The organism is Streptomyces sp. NPDC002734 (assembly GCF_040295685.1).
Classification (GTDB): domain Bacteria; phylum Actinomycetota; class Actinomycetes; order Streptomycetales; family Streptomycetaceae; genus Streptomyces.
In genome coordinates this window covers 41720-63138 of the sequence record NZ_JBEOVU010000033.1, presented here as the reverse complement: position 1 = coordinate 63138, position 21419 = coordinate 41720, and the positions used below count along the sequence as shown (strand labels likewise).

The following is a 21419-nucleotide window of genomic DNA, read 5'->3' as shown; positions in this document are numbered from 1 at the left end:
CCCGGCGGGGCCACCGCGCGGCCGTCCAGGCGGCGGGAGAAGCTCCCGACGGGCCGGAGTGTCCCCGGATCGGGCGGCAATGTGACGTATCGGGAACCTCACGGCAACCGCCCTCGGTTGCATAGAGTGACAGGCAGTCCGGACATACAAGTTTCAGGCGAGCGAAGGGACGTACATGCCCATGGGTCACACGGCCACAGCCGAGGCAGGCTCAGGAGGCCTCACAGCTACCGAGCACCGCCTTGCCAACGGGCTCCGCGTGGTGCTCTCGGAGGATCACCTGACCCCGGTCGCCGCGGTGTGCCTCTGGTACGACGTCGGCTCCCGGCACGAGGTCCAGGGCCGCACCGGCCTCGCCCACCTCTTCGAGCACCTGATGTTCCAGGGTTCGGCCCAGGTGAAGGGCAACGGTCACTTCGAGCTGGTGCAGGGAGCCGGAGGTTCCCTCAACGGCACCACCAGCTTCGAGCGCACCAACTACTTCGAGACCATGCCGGCCCACCAGCTGGAGCTCGCGCTCTGGCTGGAGGCCGACCGGATGGGCTCCCTGCTCACCGCCCTCGACGACGAGTCGATGGAGAACCAGCGCGACGTCGTCAAGAACGAGCGCCGCCAGCGGTACGACAACGTCCCCTACGGCACGGCCTTCGAGAAGATCTTCGCGCTGGCCTACCCCGAGGGCCACCCGTACCACCACACCCCGATCGGCTCCATGGCCGACCTGGACGCCGCCACCCTGGAGGACGCCCGCGCGTTCTTCCGCACCTACTACGCGCCCAACAACGCGGTGCTGTCGGTGGTCGGCGACATCGACCCCGAGCAGACCCTGGCCTGGGTCGAGAAGTACTTCGGCTCCATCGCCTCCCACGACGGCAAGCCCGCCCCGCGGGACGGAGCGCTGCCGGAGGTCGTCGGCGGGGAGATCCGCGAGGTCGTCCGCGAGGAGGTCCCGGCCCGCGCCCTGATGGCCGGCTACCGCCTGCCCGAGGACGGCACCCGCGCCTGCGACGCCGCCGACGTGGCGCTGACCATCCTCGGCTACGGCGAGTCCTCCCGCCTCTACAACCGCCTGGTGCGCCGCGACCGCACCGCGGTGACGGCCGGATTCGGCCTGCTGCGGCTGGCCGGAGCGCCCTCGCTGGGCTGGCTGGACGTCAAGACCTCCGGCGACGTCGAGGTGCCGGTGATCGAGGCCGCCGTCGACGAGGAGCTCGCCCGGCTCGCCGCCGAGGGCCCGACGGCCGAGGAGATGGAGCGCGCCCAGGCGCAGCTCGAGCGCGAGTGGCTGGACCGCCTCGGCACGGTCTCCGGCCGCGCCGACGAACTGTGCCGGTACGCCGTCCTGTTCGGCGACCCGCAGCTCGCGCTGACCGCCGTGGAGCGGGTGCTGGAGGTGACGCCGGAGGAGGTCCAGGAGGTCGCCAAGGCCCGCCTGCGCCCCGACAACCGGGCGGTCCTGGTGTACGAACCGATCACTCCCGAGGGCGCGGACGCCGAAGGCGACGAGGACGAAGAGGAGGAGGCCAAGTGACCGACCTGGCCACCATGGAGTTCCACCCCCAGCCGCAGGCCGGCGAGCCCAAGCCGTGGGCGTTCCCCGCGCCCGAGCGCGGCGCCCTCGACAACGGCCTGACCGTCCTGCGCTGCCACCGCCCCGGCCAGCAGGTCGTGGCCGTCGAGGTGCTGCTGGACGCCCCGCTGGACGCCGAGCCGCTCGGCCTGGACGGCGTCGCCACCATCATGGCGCGCGCCTTCGCCGAGGGCACCGACAAGCACTCCGCCGAGGACTTCGCCGCCGAACTCGAGCGGTGCGGCGCCACGCTGGACATGCACGCCGACCACCCCGGCGTGCGGGTCTCCCTGGAGGTCCCCGCCTCCCGGCTGCCCAAGGCGCTGGGCCTGCTGGCCGACGCGCTGCGCGCCCCGGCGTTCGCCGAGGACGAGGTCTCCCGCCTGGTGCGCAACCGGCTCGACGAGATCCCGCACGAGCTGGCCAACCCGGCCCGCCGTGCCGCCAAGGAGCTGTACAAGGAGCTCTTCCCGGCGAACTCGCGGATGGCGCGCCCCCGTCAGGGCACCGAGGACACCGTCGAGAAGATCGACGCGGCCGCCGTGCGCGCCTTCTACGAGCGGCACGTCCGTCCGGCCACCTCGACCGCCGTGGTGGTCGGCGACCTCACCGGCGTCGACCTGGACGCCCTGCTGGCCGAGACGCTGGGCGCCTGGAAGGGCTCCCAGGCCGCCCCGCGCGCGGTGCCGGCGGTGACGTCGGACGACACCGGCCGCGTGGTGATCGTGGACCGTCCCGGCTCCGTCCAGACCCAGTTGCTGATCGGCCGCACCGGCCCGGACCGGCACGACCGGGTCTGGCCGGCCCAGGTGCTCGGCACCTACTGCCTGGGCGGCACGCTCACCTCCCGTCTGGACAAGGTGCTGCGCGAGGAGAAGGGCTACACGTACGGCGTCCGCGCCTTCGGGCAGGTCCTGCGCTCCGCCCCCGACGGTTCGGGCGCCGCGATGCTGGCGATCAGCGGCTCGGTGGACACCCCCAACACCGGCCCCGCGCTGCAGGACCTGTGGCAGGTGCTGCGCACCCTCGCCGAGGGCGGCCTGACCGACGCCGAGCGGGACACCGCCGTGCAGAACCTGGTGGGCGTGGCGCCGCTGAAGTACGAGACGGCCGCCGCGGTCGCCGGCACGCTGGCCGACCAGGTGGAACAGCACCTGCCGGACGACTTCCAGGCGACGCTCTATCAGCAGCTCGTCGCCACCGGCACGGTGGAGGCCACCGCGGCCGTGGTGAGCGCCTTCCCGGTGGACCGTCTGGTGACGGTCCTGGTCGGCGACGCCGCGCAGATCGCCGGCCCGGTGCGGGAGCTGGGCATCGGCGAGGTGACCGTGGTGAGCGCCGAGTAGCGGCCCGTTCAGGGCGGTTTCGGGCCCCGGTGAGCCTTACGGCCGCCGGGGCCCGCTTCGTTCGGTCCGGCGCCGGCTCGTCCGGGAGCCGTGCGATGCGCGTAGAAGGGTCCGGTTTGCCCTGTGGCGTGCGCTACAAAAGTCTTGATCCGTTTGTTATCCGATTGATCACCCAACTAGCTTCGATCCGGCTGCCCGCCACACCTGTGCTCCGCATCCGCGGCGCCGGGCAGTCATCGCCTAATCCCCGTACGGCGCGAGCCAGGGGAGCCGGGGACCCAACCGAGCGGTACCCCTGGGGTGAATCGGGCGCCTTCCGTCACGCGGGAGGAACCCGTAGGAGACCTTCCTGCTCCGAACCCGACAGCTAACCCGGCAGGCGAGAGGGAAGGAAAGGACTCAGCCACTTCATGGCGTTCAACTGCGCCCCCGGCAGGCACCGTCGTCCCGGCCGGACCAGCCGCACCACCGCCGGCCTGGCAGGCCTCGCCGCTCTCACCACCACCGGCGTCGTCGGCACCCTGGCCTCGCCCGCCGTCGCGGCGGAGGCCCCCGCCGAGACCACCGGCCTGCTTCCCGTCGTCACCATCGGCGACTCCGTCGCCGAGCAGATCGACGAGCAGGCCGAGGCCCAGGAGCGGGCCGCCGTCGAGGCCGCCGCCCGCGCCGCGGCCGCCGAGAAGGCCCGCGCCGAGCGTGAGGCCGCCGAGGAGCGCGCCGCCCGCGAGGCCGAGCGTGAGCGTCTCCGCCGCCTCAACATGTTCGTCAGCCCGATCGCCGGGTCCTACGTCTCCACCTCCTACCAGGCGGGCGGCGGCATCTGGTCCTCCGGCAGCCACACCGGCATCGACTTCCACGCCGCCTCCGGCACCCCGGTCCGCTCCGTGGGCCGCGGCACCGTCGTCGAGGCCGGCTGGGGTGGCGCCTACGGCTACCAGGTCGTCATCAAGATGCACGACGGCACGTACACCCAGTACGGCCACCTGTCCTCGGTCAGCGTGGCCGTCGGCCAGGCGGTCACCCCGGGCGCCCACATCGGCCGCTCCGGCGCCACCGGCAACGTCACCGGCCCGCACCTGCACTTCGAGGCCCGCACCTCCCCGGAGTACGGCAGCGACATCGACCCCGTCGCCTACCTCCGCTCCCACGGCGTGAACCTCTGACGTCACCCACGCGAAAGCCCCCCGCCCGGTTTCCGGGACGGGGGGCTTTTTCGTCGTTCCGTACGGTATCCGGGCGCACCGGGCGGCGGAGCGGCCGAAAATTCCCTCTCCCGTGCGACTTCCCGTCGGAAATTCACGCGCATTGCCTTAGAGTCGCCTTATTCATCGAGGCGGAGGTCGGCATGCGTATTCCCGCGCATTCGGTATGCACGGCGATCCGGGACGACATCGTCGCCGGGGTCCACGAGCGCGGGACCCGGCTGACCGAGGAACTCCTCGCCCGCCGCTACGGCGTCTCCCGCGTCCCGGTCCGCGAGGCGCTGCGCACCCTGGAGGCCGAGGGCTTCGTGGTCACCCGGCGGCACGCCGGGGCCTGCGTGGCGGAGCCGACCGAGCAGGAGGCCGCCGACCTGCTGGAGATGCGGCTGCTGCTGGAGCCGCTGGGCGCCGCCCGGGCCGCCCAGCGGCGTACCGAGGCCCACCTCAAGGTGCTCCGCGGCCTGGTCAGGCTGGGTCAGGAGCGGGCCCGGCGCGGATACGGGGATGAGCTGCGGTCGCTGGGCGGCTGGTTCCACGAGACGCTGGCCCAGGCCTGCGGGAGCGCCGCGCTGACCGCCACGCTCACCCAGCTGCGGCACAAGATCGCCTGGATGTACGCGCTCGATCCGCTGCCCGCGCCCGTGGAGACCTGGGCCGAGCACGGCGCCATCGTGGACGCCGTGGCCCGGGGCGACGGGGAGCGGGCCCGGCAGGTGACCGCACTGCACACCGAGCGCTCGACCGTGCTGTACCGGCTGCGCATTCCCGGTCAGAACCGCGGAGGCGCGGCGCGCACGGACAGCGTGAGGACCTCGCAACATGCCGTAAACATGAATGGCCTCCGTAATTAACAAGGGGGCCGTATACAAGAGGCGGGTGCGCGGGTGCAATTCCCGCTCCGTTGTTCGGTGCGCCCTTTCCGGGGTCGGCTCGGCAATTCTCGCCGTGCGGCCATTCGTGGGGTGCGATGCATTCGTGTTCCTGTTCGCGCGGGGTATTTCGCGCGCGGCGCGTTTCGACGGGCCCCGGTCCCGCCCCGCTCACAGCTCCGCCTCCCCCGGGCGCTCCGGACGGTCCACGGACAGCAGCTCCGCCAGGTCGCCGAGCACCTTCTCCGCGCCCCCGGCCCCCGCACCCGCCCCGGCGCCCTCGCAGGACAGCACCACCTCCTCGCCGCGGCGCACCCCCAGCCCCAGCACCCCGAGGATCGACGCGCCGTTCACCGGCCCCACCCCCGCGCCGTCCGCCCTGGCCACCCGCACCGGCAGCCCCGAGTCCTGCACGGCCCGCACGAAACGTGCGGCCGGCCGCGCGTGCAGACCGTCCGGCGCGGCCACCCTGACCCGGCGTTCGGGCATCTCCGGTACCTCCTGTCCTCACCGTCCGCGCGCGTCGCGCGCGTCACCACGCGCCCCGATCGGGGCCACGAGCCGTAGGCTTGCCGCATGCAGAGCCCGTCGGACCGTCACGAGTACCCCGCGCACTGGGAAGCCGACGTGGTGCTCCGCGACGGCGGCATCACCCACGTCCGGCCCATCACCGAGGACGACGCGGAACGCCTGGTCAGCTTCTACGAGCAGGTCTCCGACGAGTCGAAGTACCTGCGCTTCTTCTCGCCGTACCCACGCCTGTCCGCCAAGGACGTGCACCGGTTCACCCATCACGACTACGTGGACCGGGTCGGCCTCGCCGCCACCGTGGGCGGCGAGTTCATCGCCACCGTCCGCTACGACCGGGTCGACGCCGACGGCATGCCCGCCTCCGCGCCCGCCGACGAGGCCGAGGTCGCCTTCCTGGTCCAGGACGCGCACCAGGGCCGCGGGGTCGCCTCCGCGATGCTCGAGCACATCGCCGCGGTGGCCCGGGAGCGGGGCGTGCGCCGCTTCGCCGCCGAGGTGCTGCCGGGCAACACCAAGATGATCAAGGTGTTCACGGACGCCGGGTACGCCCAGAAACGCAGCTTCGAGGAGGGCGTGGTCCGCCTCCACCTCGACCTCGAGCCCACCGACCGCTCGCTCGCCGTCCAGCAGGCCCGTGAACAGCGCGCCGAGGCGCGCTCCGTGCGCCGGCTGCTCGCACCCGGGTCGGTGGCCGTGATCGGAGTGAGCCGCGCTCCGGGCGGCGTCGGCCGCGGCGTGCTGGAGCACCTGCGCGACGGCGGCTTCACCGGCGCGCTGCACGCCGTCAACGCCGCCTTCCCCGCGGACCTCGCCGACGTCGACGGCGTTCCCGCGTGCCGCTCGCTGGCCGAGATCGACGGACCCGTCGACCTCGCCGTGGTGGCCGTGCCGGCCGACCGGGTGCCCGAGGTGGTCGACGAGTGCGGGGCGCACGGGGTGCAGGGGATGGTGGTGCTCTCCGCCGGGTACGCCGAGCTCGGCCCCGAAGGGCTCGAGCGGCAGCGCCGACTCGTGCGCCGCGCCCGCGCGTTCGGCATGCGCGTGATCGGCCCCAACGCGTTCGGCGTGGTCAACACCGCCGACGGGGTCCGCCTCAACGCCTCCCTCGCACCCGAGATGCCGCGGGCCGGGCGGATCGGCCTGTTCACCCAGTCCGGGGCCATCGGCGTCGCCCTGCTCTCCCGCCTGCACCGGCGCGACGGCGGCGTCACCGGGGTCACCGGCGTGTCCACCTTCGTCTCGGCCGGGAACCGCGCCGACGTCTCCGGCAACGACGTGCTGCAGTACTGGTACGACGACCCGGAGACCGACGTCGCGCTGATGTACCTCGAATCCATCGGCAACCCGCGGAAGTTCAACCGCCTCGCGCGGCGCACCGCCGCCGCCAAGCCGCTGGTCGTGGTGCAGGGAGCCCGGCACAGCGGCGTGCCGCAGGGGCACGCCGTGCGCGCGACCCGGCTGCCGCACGACACCGTCTCCGCGCTGCTGCGCCAGGCCGGGGTCATCCGCGTGGACACCATCACCGAACTGGTCGACGCCGGGCTGCTGCTGGCCCGTCAGCCGCTGCCGGGCGGGCCGCGGGTGGCGATCCTCGGCAACTCCGAGTCGCTGGGCCTGCTCACCTACGACGCCTGCCTCGCCGAGGGCCTGGAGCCGCAGCGCCCGCTGGACCTCACCACGGCCGCGACCCCGGACGACTTCCACCGGGCGCTCTCCCGCGCACTGGCCGACCCGGGCTGCGACGCCGTGGTGGTCACCGCCATCCCGCGCATCGACGAGGCGACCGGCGTCGGAGGCGCCGCCGCCGACGCGGAACTCGCCGAGGCGCTGCGCACCGCGGGCGCGCAGACGCCCGACAAACCCGTCCTGGTCGTGCACGTCGAGCTCGGCGGCCTCGCCGAGGCGCTGTCCGCCGCCGCGGTCACCGCGCCCCGGTCCCGGTCCGGCGAGGGCGCCCATCTCGCCGACGGGACCGAACCGCCGCGGACCCCGGCGGGTGAGGGCGGCGAGGAGAAGCCCGAGGAGAGCCGTCAGCGGCTGATCCCCGCCTACCCCGCCGCCGAGCGCGCCGTCCGCGCCCTCGCGGAGGCGGTCCGGTACGCCGACTGGCGGCGGTCGGCGGCGGACTCCGGGAGGGTGCCGGAGTACGAGGACATCGACGAGAAGGAGACCGCGGCCTTCGTCACCGCCCTCCTCGCCCGCACCGCCGCGGCCCCGGCGGACGCGAGCGGCCCGGACGCCGTGGCCCCCGCCGGCGTGAACGGCTCCGTCGCCCCGGCCGGGGTGAGCGGCCCGGCCCCCGCCGACGTGAACGGTCCCCCGGCCGGGGCCCCCGCCTCCGTGGGCCCGGACCTCGGGCCCGAGGACACCCGCGATCTGCTGCGCCGCTACGGCATCCCCGTGCGCCGTGCCGTCCCCGCAGCCACCGCGGACGAGGCCGTCGCCGCCGCCGGGCGGCTCGGTTTCCCGGTGGCGCTCAAGACCACCGCCCCCCACCTGCGGCACCGCGCCGACCTCGGCGGCGTCCGCCTCGACCTCGCCGACGAGGACCAGGTCCGTCGCGCCTTCGCCGAGCTGGCCGACCTCTTCGGCGGGGCCGACGAGGTCCGCCCGGTGGTCCAGCAGATGGCGCCGCGCGGCGTGGACACCGTGGTGCGCGCGGTGATCGACCCCGCGGCCGGGCCGGTGCTCTCCTTCGGCCTGGCCGGCGCCCCCTCCCAGCTCCTGGGAGACCTCTCACACCGGCTGATCCCGGTCGCCGACCGCGACGCCGCCTCGATGATCCGCTCGGTGCGCACCGCCCCGCTCCTGTTCGGCTGGCGAGGCGCCGCCCCCGTGGACACCGACGCCCTCGAACAGCTGCTCCTGCGGGTGTCGCGGCTGGTGGACGACCACCCGGAGGTGGTGGCCGTCACACTGGAACCCGTGGTCGTCGCCCCGCGCGGCGTGAGCGTGCTCGGCGCCTCGGTACGGCTGGCGCCCCCGCCCGCCCGCGACGACCAGGGGCCGCGTACGCTGCCCGCGTACTGACCGGCCGGGCCCGGAGCCCCGCGGGGACGGACCGGAGCGCTCCCGAGCGGTCCGGACAGTCCGTGCGCCGCCGTAGGATGGACGGCATGGCCAAGACCAGTACGACGACCCAGGGGCTGCGCGCGGCGATCGAGCGCAGCGGCTACTACCCGGCCCTCGTGGCCGAGGCGGTGGAGTCCGCCGTGGGCGGCGAGCCCGTCCGGTCGTTCCTGGTCCATCAGGAGACCACCTTCGACGCCAACGAGGTGCGCCGCCACGTGACGGTGCTGGTGCTCACCGGCAACCGCTTCATCGTCAGCCACACCGACGAGCAGAACGCCGACAGCACCTCGCCCTCGCCGTACGCGACGACGTCCACGGAGTCGGTCAAGCTGGAGAAGATCGCCTCCGTGGTGGTCAGCCGCGTCGTCGCCGACCCGGAGACGTACACGCCGGGCCGGCTGCCCCGCGAGGTCGTGCTGACCATCGGCTGGGGCGCTGTCGCCCGCCTCGACCTGGAGCCCGCCGCCTGCGGCGACCCCAACTGCGACGCCGACCACGGCTACACCGGCAGCTCCACCGCCGACGACCTCACCCTGCGCGTCAGCGAGGCCGGTGACGGCCCGGAGACGGTCGCCCAGGCCCTCGCCTTCGCGCAGGCGCTCTCCGAGGCGATCGCGGACACCGCGCGCTGATGTCCCACGCCGCATGGGACGACTGGGAGCAGGCCAACGCCGCGCCCGCCTCCGGTTATCCGGAGCCGCTGCCGCTGTCCTCCGCCCCGGTCCCCGAGTACGGCAGCGGATCGCTGGCCGACCTGCTGCCCACCCTGGCCGCCGGCATGGGCGTGCCGGGTGTCACGGCCGCCATGCCGGAGCTGGCCCCGGCCGACCGGGCCTGCGTCTTCCTGATCGACGGCCTCGGCTGGGAGCAGCTGAAGGCGCACCCGGACGAGGCGCCCTTCATGACGTCCCTGCTGGCCTCCTCGCGCGGCGGCACCGGCCGCCCGCTGACGGCCGGCTACCCGGCCACCACCGCGACCTCCCTGGCGTCGGTCGGCACCGGCCTGCCGCCGGGCGCCCACGGCCTGCCCGGCTACACGGTCCGCAACCCGGAGACCGGCGCGCTGATGAACCAGCTGCGCTGGCACCCGTGGACCTCTCCGGCGGACTGGCAGCCCCACCCGACCGTCTTCCGGATGGCGGAGGCGGCCGGCGTGCACGCCGCGCAGGTGTCGTCGCCCGCCTTCGAGTCCACCCCGCTCACCAAGGTCGCGCTCAGCGGCGGCACCTTCCACGGCCGCCTCGCCGGTGAGGAGCGGATGGACCTCGCGGCCGAGCAGCTCGCCGCGGCCGACCGCGCCCTGGTCTACACGTACTACTCCGAGGTGGACGGCGCCGGGCACCGGTTCGGCGTCGACTCCGACACCTGGCGGGGCCAGCTCGGCTACGTCGACCGCCTGGTGCAGCGCCTCGCCGAGCAACTGCCGCCCCGCAGCGCCCTCTACGTCACCGCCGACCACGGCATGATCGACGTGCCCTTCGACGAGGAGCACCGCATCGACGTCGACGAGGACTGGGAGCTCAAGGCCGGAGTCGCCCTGCTGGGCGGCGAGGGCCGCGCCCGTCACGTCTACGCGGTGCCGGGTGCGGCGAACGACGTGCTCACCGTGTGGCGTGAGGTCCTCGGCGAGCAGTTCTGGATCGCCTCCCGGGACGAGGCGATCGCGGCGGGCTGGTTCGGTCCGCGCATCGACGAGCGGGTGTACGCCCGCCTCGGCGACGTGATCGCCGCCGCCCGCGACGACGTCCTGCTGATCGCTTCCGAGCGGGAGCCGAAGGAGTCCCTGATGACCGGGAACCACGGCTCGATGACTCCGGCCGAGCAGCTCGTCCCCCTCCTGGAAGTCCGCACCTGACGGCGCACGCCGTCCCCGTTCGTCTGCCTCCCCGCCTCCGCCCCCTTCCCCTTTTTCCCGGCGCGCCGACCTGACCGAAAGGCCTTCGACCTGTCATGCCAGAGCTGGTGTTCTTCTCCGGGACGATGGACTGCGGCAAGTCGACCGACTCTCTTGGGTATTCGCCACAGGTTGGTCGGGCGGCGGACGGTGCTGGCCGGTTGGGCTGCGGTCTTGTCCGCGCTGACGGCGTTGTCCACGTAGGTTCGTCGGGGAAGGACCCGCGTTGCTGATGTCTGAGTTGGTCTTCTTCTCCGGAACGATGGACTGTGGAAAGTCAACTTTGGCGCTACAAATAGCACATAATCGTTCCGCTCGCGGGCTGGAGGGGCTGATCTTCACCCGTGACGACCGGGCAGGTGAGGGCAAGTTGTCGTCGCGTCTGGGGCTGGTGACCGACGCGGTCGAGGCGGGGTCCGGGTTCGACCTGTACGGGCACGTGGTGGACCGGCTCCAGCGCGGTGGCCGGGTCGACTACGTGATCGCGGACGAGGCGCAGTTCCTCGCCCCCGAGCAGGTCGACCAGCTCGCGCGGATCGTGGACGACCTGGAGATGGACGTCTACGCCTTCGGCATCACCACCGACTTCCGCACCCGTCTCTTCCCCGGTTCGCAGCGGCTGATCGAACTCGCCGACCGGGTCGAGACGTTGCAGGTCGAGGCGCTGTGCTGGTGCGGCGCCCGGGCCACGCACAACGCGCGCACGGTGGGCGGCGTGATGGTGGTCGAGGGCGAGCAGGTCATGGTGGGCGACGTCGCCAACCAGCCCGACGAGATCGGCTACGAGGTCCTGTGCCGGCGTCACCACCGCAAGAGGATGACCAGTGTGACGGCACAGGCGGGGACGCTGTCGCCGGACGTGCTGCCTGTAGGTTCTGCCGACTGCCTTTGAGGATGATGCGTGGGCGTCAGACTCCAAGAGCGGAACCATTGGACTGGTTGTCCGTCCCGGTCGATACGCCCTTCCGGGCCGCACGGAACCGACCCCAGGCCCTGATCCAGCTTCGCGCGATTGCGCGTTCCCCCGATCCGGTCGTCAGGCCACGGCCGGGTAGGGCTTGGCCGTGAGGCCGCCGAGCCAGGGACCCTGGAGGTGTTCGGCGCGCAGCCCGGTGCCCGTGACTGCCTGAGCGGCGAGCAGAGCGAGGGCGCCCTCGCTGGGGGCGACTGATGCCGGGTGCTCCGGGGGCGTGTGGTCGTCAGGGAATCCCTCCTCGTGCAGGACCTGCCGGGTGCGGTCACCGAAGTGGCCCCAGCGACGGTTGGCGAGCGGTTCCATGCCGCCGACGGGACTAGGGGGTGTCTGACCAATGCCCGCGGCGTCGCGGCGTCTGACACGCACGCTCGCGGCGTTGCCGAACCGCCCTGGCAGCTCCGCTACGAGGGCGCCGGTGCCTTGCGATCGCACGCACCGGACGCCGCTCCTTCTCCCGCGCTCATCGGTCGGACACTCCCTAGCTGTATTGCCTAGCGCGTTCCCGGAAGACGACCTGCGCCTTGTTCGGGGCCGAGGAGGCGGTGCAAGCGGGCGCCTTCGGTGAGGCGAGCAGCTCGAGAACGTCCGGGTGGGTGCCGACCCAGGTGCCGCCGATCTCCGGCTGAGGTTCGTCTCCGGGCCGGGCCGCCCTCGCCCACGGTGGTACAGCCCACGGTGGGAGAGCTCGCGGCGGGGAAGAGGCCGCGGGTACCATCCTCCAGGTCCCGCAACGGGCACCCGCACGACGCGACACAGGGAGCATGACATGACGGACGCCGAGCGGCCCGGTACCGGGGACCCGATCCGGATCTTCCTGCTGGACGACCACGAGGTGGTACGGCGAGGGGTGCGCGACCTGCTGGACGACGAGCCGGACCTGTCCGTGGTGGGCGAGGCCGGCACGGTCGAACAGGCGCTGATACGCGTACCGGCCCTGCGACCGGACGTCGCCGTGCTCGACGTGCGTCTCCCGGACGGCGACGGGGTGACCGTCTGCCGCGAACTGCGGTCGCGCATGCCCGAGCTGGCTTGCCTGATGCTGACCTCGTTCGACGATGAGGAGGCGCTGCTGGACTCGATCATGGCGGGCGCGTCCGGTTATGTTCTGAAACAGATCCAGGGCTCCGACCTGCTGTCGGCCGTGCGCGCGGTCGCCCGGGGCCAGTCGCTGCTCGACCCGAGCGCCACCGCCAGGCTGATGGCCCGCCTGCGGAGCGGACCGGAGAAGAAGGAGGAGGAGCAGCAGGACGAGCTGGCGGGGCTGACCGAGCGGGAGCGGGAGATCCTGGCCCTCATCGGCGACGGGCTCACCAACCGGCAGATCGGCCAGCGGCTCTACCTCGCCGAGAAGACGGTGAAGAACCACATCTCCCGACTGCTCGCGAAGCTCGGCGTCGAGCGGCGCATCCAGGCCGCCGTCATCGCCACGCAGGCGAAGGACCGCCTGCGGCAGCGGACCGACTGACCCCACCGCACCCGGCGGCCGCCGAGGCCGGGGACCCCGGGCCCACGGGCAGGACCCCCGGGCCCACGGGCGGGGACCCTCGGCCGTCGAGGTGGGACCAGTGGCCCCTGCCGACGGTGGGGTGGTGAAGCGAAGACTCGGAGGAGTCTGAAGGAGGTCCCCATGACCCGCACCATCACCGTCGGCCTGGACGGCTCACCGGAGAGCCTGGCCGCCGCCGACTGGGCTGCCCGCGAGGCGCTCCGGCGTGACCTGCCCCTGCTGCTGGTCAACGCCGAGGACTGGCAGCCGGCCGTCCACGTCTCCGTGACCCTGGCTGCGCCGATGCCGCCGAGTGACCTGCGGCAGGCCTACTCCGCGCGGCTCCTCGACGAGGCGCGCACCTATCTCGTCCGCCGTCACCCCGAGCTGCGGGTCGAGAGCCGGCAGACCACCGGACAGCCTGTCTCGTCGCTGCTGGATGCCGCGGAGGACGCCGAGCTCCTGGTGCTGGGCTCGCGTGGTCTGGGGAGGATCGCCGGATTCCTGCTCGGTTCCTTCTCCCAGGCGGTGCTGGCCCGCAGCGAGCGGCCGGTGGTCGTCGTGCGGCCGGGCGTGTACGCGGAGGAACCGGCGGAGCGGCCGGCGGGCGACGGAGCCGGCGTCCCGGCCACGGGGGAGATCGTCCTGGGCCTTGACCTGGAGAAGCCCGGTGACGAGGTGATCGCCTATGCCTTCGAGGCCGCCGCACGGAGCGGGGCGCCCCTGCGGGTCGTGCACGGCTGGACGATCCCGCCCTACTTCTACGGCGGAGACCTCATGCCCGAGATGCGCGAGGGCATGGCCGCGCGGGCTCCGCGCGAGCTGTCCGAGGTGCTGCGGCCGTGGCGGGAGAAGTTCCCCGACGTCGAGGTGATCGCGCAAGCCGTCGTCGGCGGAGCCGGATCCCACCTGATCGAGGCGTCGGGCGACGCGGCGCTGGTCGTCGTCGGCCGTCGGATCCGCCGGGCGGCGGCCGGCGCCCACATCGGCCCGGTCGCCCAGGCACTGCTGCACCACGCCGCCGCCCCGGTGGCCGTGGTTCCGCACGACTGACCGGCGTTCCGGCCGCACACGAGATCGACCAGGGGTGACGGGGGAGGGCCGTCGGGCCGCCACGCCCGCGCGGGCCGGACGCCGCATGGCCGAGGACCGCCCGCGCCGGGGACCCTTGCCCTCACCGTGCCGGCGCCGGACCTGCTGCCGGCCCGGCCCGCGCGAACTCGCCAGTGGTCCCACGCCGCACGGTGACCAGCCCACAGGCCGAGCCCGAGCCCTGCGGGCCTGGCGTCGGACGAACGCCTGCCGCGGCCCCGACGACACCCGCCCCGGACGTCGTCTACGCCCACCCGTCCACGCCTTCCCCGACCCCGCCCACCCCCAGCCCGACCCTCGCGCCGCCCGGCCCCGCCGGGCGGCGCTTCACGTTGTGGCGGGGCCGGCCCGGCGCGTGAGTGCGCCGAACGTCCCGGCCGGCAAGGGACGTTCAGCACCCCGCCGTGGCCCCTGCGGCACCCGGTGCGAGGAGCGGACGGGCGGGAGAGTGAGTGGCGTCAGGAACGACCGGACCCCACGAAGGGAAACCCATCATGGCCGTGCACCAGCACACGAACGGCAGCGCCGGCCGGCACCTGCCGTCCCTGCGCCGCCGCCGGAACTCCGCCGCCTCCGGCACCGCCCCGGCGGCACGCACCGAAGCGCGCGTCGAGGTGCTCACCGCACGGGCCTACGCCTTCGCCGCGGCCCGCGTGCTGATGGGCTTCGTCTTCCTGTGGGCCTTCCTCGACAAGACCTTCGGCCTCGGCTACGCCACCCCGTCCGGCAAGGCATGGGTCGACGGCGGTTCGCCCACCGAGGGTTTCCTGGGCCATGTCTCCGTCGGGCCGATGGAGACCACCTTCCACGCGTGGGCCGGAGCCGCCTGGGCGGACTGGCTGTTCATGCTGGGCCTGCTGGGCATCGGCCTCGCGCTGACCGCCGGAGTCGCGATGCGCCTCACGGCCCTCGCCGGGACCGTGATGATGGCGCTGATGTGGGTGGCCGAGTGGCCGCCCGCCCAGTACCTGTCGGACGGCTCCCCGAGCATGTCGACGAACCCGTTCGTCGACTACCACCTGATCTACGCGCTGCTGCTCGTCGCCCTGGCCGCCGCCTCCGCAGGCGACGCCCTCGGCCTCGGCCGGCTGTGGGCCCGGCTCCCCGTCGTCCGCGACCACGGGTGGCTGCGCTGAACCCCGCCGGTGCGGTGGAGAGGGCACGGCCCACCGCACCGGCCCGTCACACCGGCCCGTCACACCGGTCCGCCGACCGGAACACCCGTACAGAACACGCACCACACCTTCAGGAGGTGGGCTCCATGCCCGGAACGATCATTGTGGGATTCGACGGCTCGGCCGAGAGCCGCGCCGCCGCGGACTGGGCCGCCCGGGAGGCCGCGCTGCGCGGCTCGGAGGTGAGGCTGGTCCACGTCCGGCAGCCGATGCCCGAGCCGATGGGCGAGTCCCTGCGCCAGGCGCTCGAGACGCACCGCCACTGGGCGGAACGTCTGCCCCGCGAGGCCGCCCAGGACCTGAAGGCCAGGTACCCCGGTGTCGAGGTGGGCACCGAGCAGCCGAGCGGCTCCTCGGGAGAACTGCTCGTCGACGCCGCCCGTGGCGCGGAGCTGCTGGTCCTCGGATCCCGGGCGCTCAGCGGGATCGGCGGCTTCCTCGTCGGGTCCGTCGGCCGCTCCGTCGTCGGTCGTACCGGGACACCCGTGATCCTGGTCCGGGCCGGGGAAAAGGCCGCCGACGAGCACATCGAGGACGCCACCGGCAGGCCGTCCGAGGCCACCGGCTTCCGGCCCGTCGTGCTGGGACTGGCCACGGGCGGCCCCGACGAGAAGCTGATGACCTTCGCCTTCGAGGAGGCGCTGCGCCGACGGGCCCCGCTCGTGGTCGTCCAGGGCTGGAACCTGGCGCCCTACTACGTGTACAGCGCCTCTCCCGCGGTCGTGCCCTTGGAGGACATCACCCGGGAGCAGGCCGCCGCGCTCAGCGAGACGCTCCGGCCGTGGCGCGAGAAGTACCCGGACGTCGAGGTCGTCGAGGCGTGCCGCCTGGGCAGCCCCGCTGAGCACCTGATCGACGCCTCCGACGAGGCCTCGCTGGTCGTCGTAGGCCGCCGGATCCGCCGCGGCCCGCTGGGCGCGCACATCGGGTCCGTCGCCCAGGCGGTCATGCACCACGCCGTCGCACCCGTCGCCGTCGTCCCCCACGACTGACGCGGCCGGCAAGTAAGGAGAGAGAACCATGAAGGCAGCAGTGGTCAAGGAGTTCGGGGCGCCGCTCGTCATCGAGGAGCGCCCGGACCCCGAGCCGGGGCCCGGACAGGTCCGCATCCGCCTCGAGGCGTCCGGACTGTGTCACACCGACATCCACGCCGCGCACGGCGACTGGCCCGTCAAGCCGGTCCCGCCGTTCGTACCGGGCCACGAGGGCGTCGGCATCGTCGAGAAGCTCGGCGAAGGCGTCACCCATCTGTCGGTGGGCGAACGCGTGGCCGTCCCCTGGCTGGGCAGCGCGTGCGGGCGGTGCGAGCACTGCCTGTCCGGCTGGGAGACCCTGTGCGGGAGCCAGGTCAACACCGGTTACGGCTGCGACGGCGGGTACGCCGAGAAGATGCTCGCCCGCGCCGACTTCGCCCAGGCCGTGCCCGACGGCGTCAGCGCCCTCGACGCCGCCCCGCTGACCTGCGCGGGTGTCACCACCTACAAGGCGCTGAAGGTCGCGGGCGTCGGCCCCGCCCAGCTCGTCGCCATATCCGGTGTGGGCGGCCTCGGCCACCTCGCCGTGCAGTACGCGAAGATCGCCGGCGCCACCGTCGCCGCGATCGATGTCACCGACGACAAGCTGGAACTGGCCCGGGAACTCGGCGCCGACATCGTCATCGACGCCCGCACCCAGGACGTCGCCGCCGAACTCAAGCGGCACGGCGGCGCCCACGCGGCCCTCGCCCTCGCCGTGAACCCGGCCGCCTTCGCGGCCGTCAACTCCGGCCTGCGGCGCGGAGGGAAGCTCGTCATGGTGGCCCTGCCCGCCCACGGCACGCTCGAAATCCCGATCTTCGACACCGTCCTCAACGGCACCTCGGTGATCGGCTCCATCGTCGGCACCCGCCAGGACCTCGACGAGGTCTTCCGCCTGCACGCCGCGGGCCGCACCCGGGTCGTCCACGAGACCCGGCCACTCACCGCGGTCAACGAGGCCGTCGACGAGGTCCTGCGAGGCGAGGTCAAGGCCCGCATCGTCTTCGACCTCGGGAGCGGAGGATGAGCACCATGCGCCTGCCCCTGGTCGTCGGCGTCGACGGCTCCGAGCAGAGCCTGCGGGCCGTCGACTGGGCGGCCGACGAGGCCGCCCTGCACGGTCTGTCCCTGCGGCTCGTCCACGCCTCCCTCTGGGAACGCTACGAGGGGCCGGCACTCGCCGAGGACGTCCGCGAGCTGCCTGGAGAAGTGAGCGGCGAGGACATTCTCCGCGTCGCCGCGCTGCGGGCGGTGCGACGCCGGGCGGGCCTCTCCGTCACCACCGAGGTGACCGTGGAGGAACCGGAGTACGTCCTGATCCACGAGAGCCGCTCCGCCTTCGCCGTGGTCGTCGGCACCCGCGGGCGCGGCGCCGTCGCCGACGCCCTGCTGGGGTCCGTCAGCCTCAGCGTGGCCACCCGCGCGCATTGTCCGGTCGTCGTGGCCCGCGGCGACCGGAACCCTGACGCGCGACACACCGGCGTCGTCGTCGGGGTGACCGAGACTCCGACGGCCGCGCTGCGCTTCGCCTACGAGGAGGCACAACGGCGCCAGGTCCCGCTGACCGCCGTACGGGCCTGGCGCTGCCCCTCTCACCGGACGGCCGACCACCCGCTGCTCGCGGGTGACCCGGAGCGGATGCACGCGGAACGCGCCGCCGGCCAGCTGCGCGCCGCACTCGCCGACGCCCCACCGGACCTTGAGCTGCGACGGCGGACCGTCGAGGGTTCGGCAGGAAGGATGCTGCTTGCCGCTTCCCAGGAGGCCGGCCTGCTGGTGATCGGCCGCCGCCGTCCGAAACACCTCGGTCCCCATCTGGGGCGCGTCGCCCACCAGGTCCTGCACCACGGCCAGTGCCCCGTCGTCGTCGTGCCCGACCCATGATCGGCGGATCGCGGTCCTGGTCCCGGACCCGTCCGTCGCCTCCGCCGTCAGCAGGACCCGCCCAGGGTGGCGTCCTCGCTGAGGCGACTTCCGTCCCGTCCCCGCCGTTCCCGGCCGGGGTCACCGTGCTCGACGTGCGGACACGGCCGGCGCCGAACCGGCGATGACCCGTCTCGGCACCGCTCACGTCCAGGAGGAACCGCAATGAAGCAGACCAAGGTCGGTGCGGTCATGACCGCCGACGTCGTCCGGGCCGGGTACGACACCCCGTTCAAGGAGGTCGCCCGGCTGCTCGCCGAACACCGGATCGGCGGACTGCCCGTGGTCGACGAGGAGGCGCACGTCATCGGCGTCGTCTCCGAGTCGGACCTGATGGCCCACCAGGCGAAGGCCCCCCTTCCCTACGAACCGGCCCGCAGGTTCCGGTTCCCTTCCCTGACGCCCACCGCCCGGCGGTACGCGGCCAAGGCCCGGGCTCGTACCGCGGGCGGCCTGATGACCCCCTCGCCGGTCACCGTGCGCGCCGACGAGAGCGTCGCCGAGGCCGCCCGGACCATGGTGCGGCGGCACGTCGACCGGCTGCCGGTGCTGGACGAGGACGACAGACTGGTCGGCATCGTCACCCGACGCGACCTGCTGAAGGTCTTCCTGAGCACCGACGAGGCCCTCAGGGAGAAGGTGATCCGTGAGGTGGTGGAGAACGGACTGTGGCTGTCCTCCCGGGCCGTCGACGTCTTCGTGGCCGAGGGCGTCGTCACCCTGCGGGGACGCCTGGAGCGCCGGAGCGAGGCGGAGGCCGCCGTGTCCATGGCCCGGAAGATCGACGGTGTCGTCGCCGTCGTCGATCAGCTCGGCCACCGCGTCGACGACTCCCGGTTGAAGCCCGAGAGTGCGGCTGCCCACGGAGGCGGCGAAGATTGGCTGCGCCGGCTGTGAAGGAGGGACCGTCATGACGGCCAAGGTGCTGGTCGCCTACGGGACGACCAACGGATCGACGACACGCATCGCCGAGAGTGTGGCCAGGACACTGCAGGAGGCGGACCTGGACGCCGAGGCGCTGCCCGCCGCATCGGTGACCGACGTGGCCGCGTACAACGCCGTGGTGGTCGGCGGCGCGCTGTACCTCGGCCAATGGCACAAGGACGCCCGCCGCTTCGTCCGCCGCCACCGCCGGGCGCTGGCGGCGCGTCCGCTGTGGTTCTTCAGCAGCGGCCCGCTCGACTCCACGGCCTCGCAGCGGGAGATACCTCCCGTGCCCTGGGTCCACAGGGCCATGACACGGCTGGACGCCTACGGACACGTCACCTTCGGGGGCTGCCTGCAGGAGGGCGCGCAGGGGTGGATGGCTCGTATGATCCTGCGCAACGGGCAGGGCGGGGACTTCCGCGACTTCGACGCCGTGGAGAGCTGGGCGGCCGACGTGGCGAAGGCGCTCGCCGTAGTGCCCGGCCGGTGAGGCAAGGGCGCTACCGTGCACGGCCGGCCGAGCCTCCTCGACCCGCCCTGGACGACATGACGGCCCTGGCCGTCACACGGCCGCCCGTGGTGCCGCGTCATCCCGAGCCGGCCATGGCCGTGAACCCGTGGCCCTACCCGGCTGCTGGCGCGGTTGCCCTCCTCGAAGAAGGCGCGGCGTCCGTAACGGCGACGATTCGCCCGTCGAGCCGCCCGCTCTCTGCCTGGTTGTAGGCAGACCTCCCGGCCACCGCCGACACCGGCACAGAGCGCGCCGCCTCGTGAAGCCGCATGCCCGGCCGCCCGCTGCGGCGCCGGGAACCGTCTGCAGAAGTCTCCATGGCATGAGGGGCCGTGCTTGTCATGGTGCGTCGTCATGAGTTTTCGGTTGCCGAGTGGGCGGTGTTGTCGCGGTTACCGCCGAGTTCGGGGGTCGCGGGACGGCCTCGTTCGGACGACCGGGTGGTGCTGAACGGGATCGCGTGGAAACCGGGGACCGGATCGGCCTGGCGCGATGTGCCGGAACGGTACGGCTCCCGGCAGACCTTGTGCACGCCTTTCCGCAGGCCGGGGCTCTGGACGGAGCCTTCTCGCGCATGCTGCGGGTCGTCCAGGCCGAGAAGGACACGGCCGGGGACATCCAGTGCTGGTTGTCGGTCGCTCCACCATCAGCGGGTCCATCAGCACGCTGCCGACGGCTCCTGTCTGTGCGGATGTTTGCCGCGGCGGACCGGAGCCTGGGGGGCGGGGACCGCGTCAGTCGCCCATGCTGCCGCGCGTGAGGTCGTCGGCGATTCGCCGTGCCCAGTCGTCGACGATTCCACCGGCGCCGCCGGGCGCCCATTGCGGCCGCCTCCGACCCCGGCTTCCAGGATGCCCTGCTCGACGAGCTGAACCTCCTCACCGGAGTGCGGTTGCCCTGACGTGCGCACAGTGCCGTGCAGGGGAGCGTCGGGGGTTACTGCCTATGGAGGTAACAGCAGGGTCTCTCAGGGAACGCGCGGCACGCCTACTGTGGCCGTATGGACAACCGGGAAGAAATCCGCGCAATGAAGAAGCTCAGCCCGTGCCCGCTGTCTCCGTCAGCTTCTCAAGCTGGGCGGTGATCACCTCGTCCGGGGCCTCGCCCGCGCTCTTGTGTGCGACCAGGCCCTGCCAGTTGAAGACGGCTACATTGGAGCCGCTACGCGTCACCCGGTACCAGTGCGCTGTTCCCGACGACTCCCGCTTGAAGGCAAACGCCTCATCGGCCGGACCCGGGTCGGGGACAGGGAGGGCCGTGACGGTCGGGTTGAGGCCCATGTCGTCCTCGTACCCGGTGCAGCTCTTCGCCGCGTCACGGACACGGGTGAGGAGTTCCTCTGCGTCGGCCGCCTTGGCGTAGGCGTACAGCGTGATGTCGGTGGCCTTCGTGTCCGTCTTCGGGTGGACGGAGCGGGCTGCCGCAGCGGTCGGTGCCGGTTCGGGGGAGCGCAGCCGGATGTCTTCCATGGGCTGGCAGGCCGCCGGTTTGGCCGGCTTCCCCTTGCTACCGAGGACGGTGCCCTGCTTGAAGACGGTGAAAGTGTATTCGGGCAGGTCCGCTTCGGTGACCGCTGCGTTCTCGAGGGCAGCAGCGTTCAGCGGGCCGTCGTTCGGTCTTCCCGACGCCGTCCCCTTTGCCGAGTCCTCGGTCACGGCGCCGCTTCCGCCGTCTCCGGTCGCTTCGTCGCCGCTTCCGCAGCCGGCCAGCAGGGCCACCGCAGCAAGCGCCACCACGACAGCCTGGACTCGCCGCAGTCCGTCCACTCTCATTCCCGCTCCTCCGATACCAGCGCCCGGGCACGTCGGCACCTGGGTCACATCCGGAAG

At 73.1% G+C, this 21419-nt stretch carries 20 protein-coding genes and 1 riboswitch; of the genes, 17 read left to right on the top strand and 3 right to left on the bottom strand.

All coding sequences use genetic code 11. The annotated features are described in order from the left end of the window. Positions 1-175 precede the first annotated feature (175 nt). The 4 genes from ABT026_RS25550 (at position 176) to ABT026_RS25535 (ending at position 4969) form a co-directional block, all read left to right on the top strand. Positions 176-1531: a M16 family metallopeptidase gene (locus ABT026_RS25550; protein WP_351117479.1), complete on the top strand. Its 1356-nt coding sequence runs from the start codon at positions 176-178 to the stop codon at positions 1529-1531. Further along, entirely contained in the window at positions 1528-2916 is a 1389-nt protein-coding gene (locus ABT026_RS25545) for a M16 family metallopeptidase (RefSeq protein WP_351117478.1), read from the top strand. Before ABT026_RS25550 ends, ABT026_RS25545 begins: the two co-directional genes overlap by 4 nt. Positions 2917-3143: 227 nt before the next feature. Then, positions 3144-3313: riboswitch (cyclic di-AMP (ydaO/yuaA leader) on the top strand. A 13-nt stretch (positions 3314-3326) separates the two neighbouring features. Next, positions 3327-4079 carry a M23 family metallopeptidase gene (locus ABT026_RS25540; RefSeq protein ID WP_351117477.1) on the top strand — a complete coding sequence of 251 codons (753 nt, stop codon included), beginning with the start codon at positions 3327-3329 and terminating at the stop codon, positions 4077-4079. Between the two features lie 182 nt (positions 4080-4261). Next, on the top strand, positions 4262-4969 hold the full coding sequence (locus ABT026_RS25535) for a GntR family transcriptional regulator (RefSeq protein ID WP_351117476.1): 708 nt from the start codon (positions 4262-4264) through the stop codon (positions 4967-4969). Positions 4970-5158: 189 nt separating this feature from the next. Here the strand turns inward: ABT026_RS25535 and ABT026_RS25530 are convergent, their stop codons facing one another. Then, a complete protein-coding gene (locus ABT026_RS25530) occupies positions 5159-5476 on the bottom strand; it encodes an HPr family phosphocarrier protein (RefSeq protein ID WP_351117475.1) in 318 nt (105 codons plus the stop codon). Positions 5477-5563: 87 nt separating this feature from the next. Here ABT026_RS25530 and ABT026_RS25525 point away from each other — a divergent pair, with 87 nt between their 5' ends. From ABT026_RS25525 to ABT026_RS25510, 4 genes are all read left to right on the top strand, one after another. Beyond that, entirely contained in the window at positions 5564-8548 is a 2985-nt protein-coding gene (locus ABT026_RS25525; protein WP_351117474.1) for a bifunctional acetate--CoA ligase family protein/GNAT family N-acetyltransferase, read from the top strand. Between the two features lie 86 nt (positions 8549-8634). Further along, positions 8635-9222 (top strand): DUF5998 family protein, encoded by a 588-nt coding sequence (locus tag ABT026_RS25520; protein ID WP_351117473.1) that lies wholly within the window; start codon positions 8635-8637, stop codon positions 9220-9222. After that, the gene (locus ABT026_RS25515) at positions 9222-10445 is read left to right on the top strand and encodes an alkaline phosphatase family protein (protein ID WP_351117472.1); all 1224 of its coding nucleotides are present in this window, start codon (positions 9222-9224) and stop codon (positions 10443-10445) included. Before ABT026_RS25520 ends, ABT026_RS25515 begins: the two co-directional genes overlap by 1 nt. A 271-nt stretch (positions 10446-10716) precedes the next feature. Then, on the top strand, positions 10717-11376 hold the full coding sequence (locus tag ABT026_RS25510; RefSeq protein ID WP_108952039.1) for a thymidine kinase: 660 nt from the start codon (positions 10717-10719) through the stop codon (positions 11374-11376). Positions 11377-11520: 144 nt separating this feature from the next. On the opposite strand, the gene ABT026_RS25505 is transcribed toward ABT026_RS25510, so the two are convergent. After that, positions 11521-11763, bottom strand: coding sequence for a hypothetical protein (locus tag ABT026_RS25505; protein WP_108952040.1), 243 nt, complete (start codon positions 11761-11763; stop codon positions 11521-11523). 463 nt (positions 11764-12226) lie between these two features. On the opposite strand from ABT026_RS25505, the gene ABT026_RS25500 reads away from it, so the two are divergent. The 9 genes from ABT026_RS25500 (at position 12227) to ABT026_RS25460 (ending at position 20462) form a co-directional block, all read left to right on the top strand. Continuing rightward, positions 12227-12925, top strand: coding sequence for a response regulator (locus tag ABT026_RS25500; protein ID WP_108952041.1), 699 nt, complete (start codon positions 12227-12229; stop codon positions 12923-12925). Positions 12926-13087: 162 nt separating this feature from the next. Further along, a complete protein-coding gene (locus tag ABT026_RS25495; RefSeq protein ID WP_108952042.1) occupies positions 13088-13999 on the top strand; it encodes a universal stress protein in 912 nt (303 codons plus the stop codon). Between the two features lie 533 nt (positions 14000-14532). Next, positions 14533-15174: a DoxX family membrane protein gene (locus tag ABT026_RS25490; protein WP_108952043.1), complete on the top strand. Its 642-nt coding sequence runs from the start codon at positions 14533-14535 to the stop codon at positions 15172-15174. A 125-nt stretch (positions 15175-15299) separates the two neighbouring features. Then, the gene (locus ABT026_RS25485) at positions 15300-16205 is read left to right on the top strand and encodes a universal stress protein (RefSeq protein WP_108952044.1); all 906 of its coding nucleotides are present in this window, start codon (positions 15300-15302) and stop codon (positions 16203-16205) included. 28 nt (positions 16206-16233) lie between these two features. Then, positions 16234-17256 carry a zinc-dependent alcohol dehydrogenase gene (locus ABT026_RS25480; RefSeq protein WP_351117471.1) on the top strand — a complete coding sequence of 341 codons (1023 nt, stop codon included), beginning with the start codon at positions 16234-16236 and terminating at the stop codon, positions 17254-17256. Positions 17257-17261: 5 nt separating this feature from the next. Continuing rightward, positions 17262-18113 (top strand): universal stress protein, encoded by an 852-nt coding sequence (locus ABT026_RS25475; protein ID WP_351117502.1) that lies wholly within the window; start codon positions 17262-17264, stop codon positions 18111-18113. A gap of 204 nt (positions 18114-18317) precedes the next feature. Further along, entirely contained in the window at positions 18318-19049 is a 732-nt protein-coding gene (locus ABT026_RS25470) for a CBS domain-containing protein (RefSeq protein ID WP_351117470.1), read from the top strand. A 13-nt stretch (positions 19050-19062) separates the two neighbouring features. Next, entirely contained in the window at positions 19063-19569 is a 507-nt protein-coding gene (locus tag ABT026_RS25465; protein ID WP_108952047.1) for a flavodoxin domain-containing protein, read from the top strand. Between the two features lie 362 nt (positions 19570-19931). After that, positions 19932-20462 carry a transposase gene (locus ABT026_RS25460; RefSeq protein WP_281262830.1) on the top strand — a complete coding sequence of 177 codons (531 nt, stop codon included), beginning with the start codon at positions 19932-19934 and terminating at the stop codon, positions 20460-20462. A 165-nt stretch (positions 20463-20627) separates the two neighbouring features. Here ABT026_RS25460 and ABT026_RS25455 read toward each other — a convergent pair whose 3' ends face one another. Further along, a complete protein-coding gene (locus ABT026_RS25455) occupies positions 20628-21356 on the bottom strand; it encodes a hypothetical protein (protein WP_351117469.1) in 729 nt (242 codons plus the stop codon). Positions 21357-21419 lie beyond the last annotated feature (63 nt).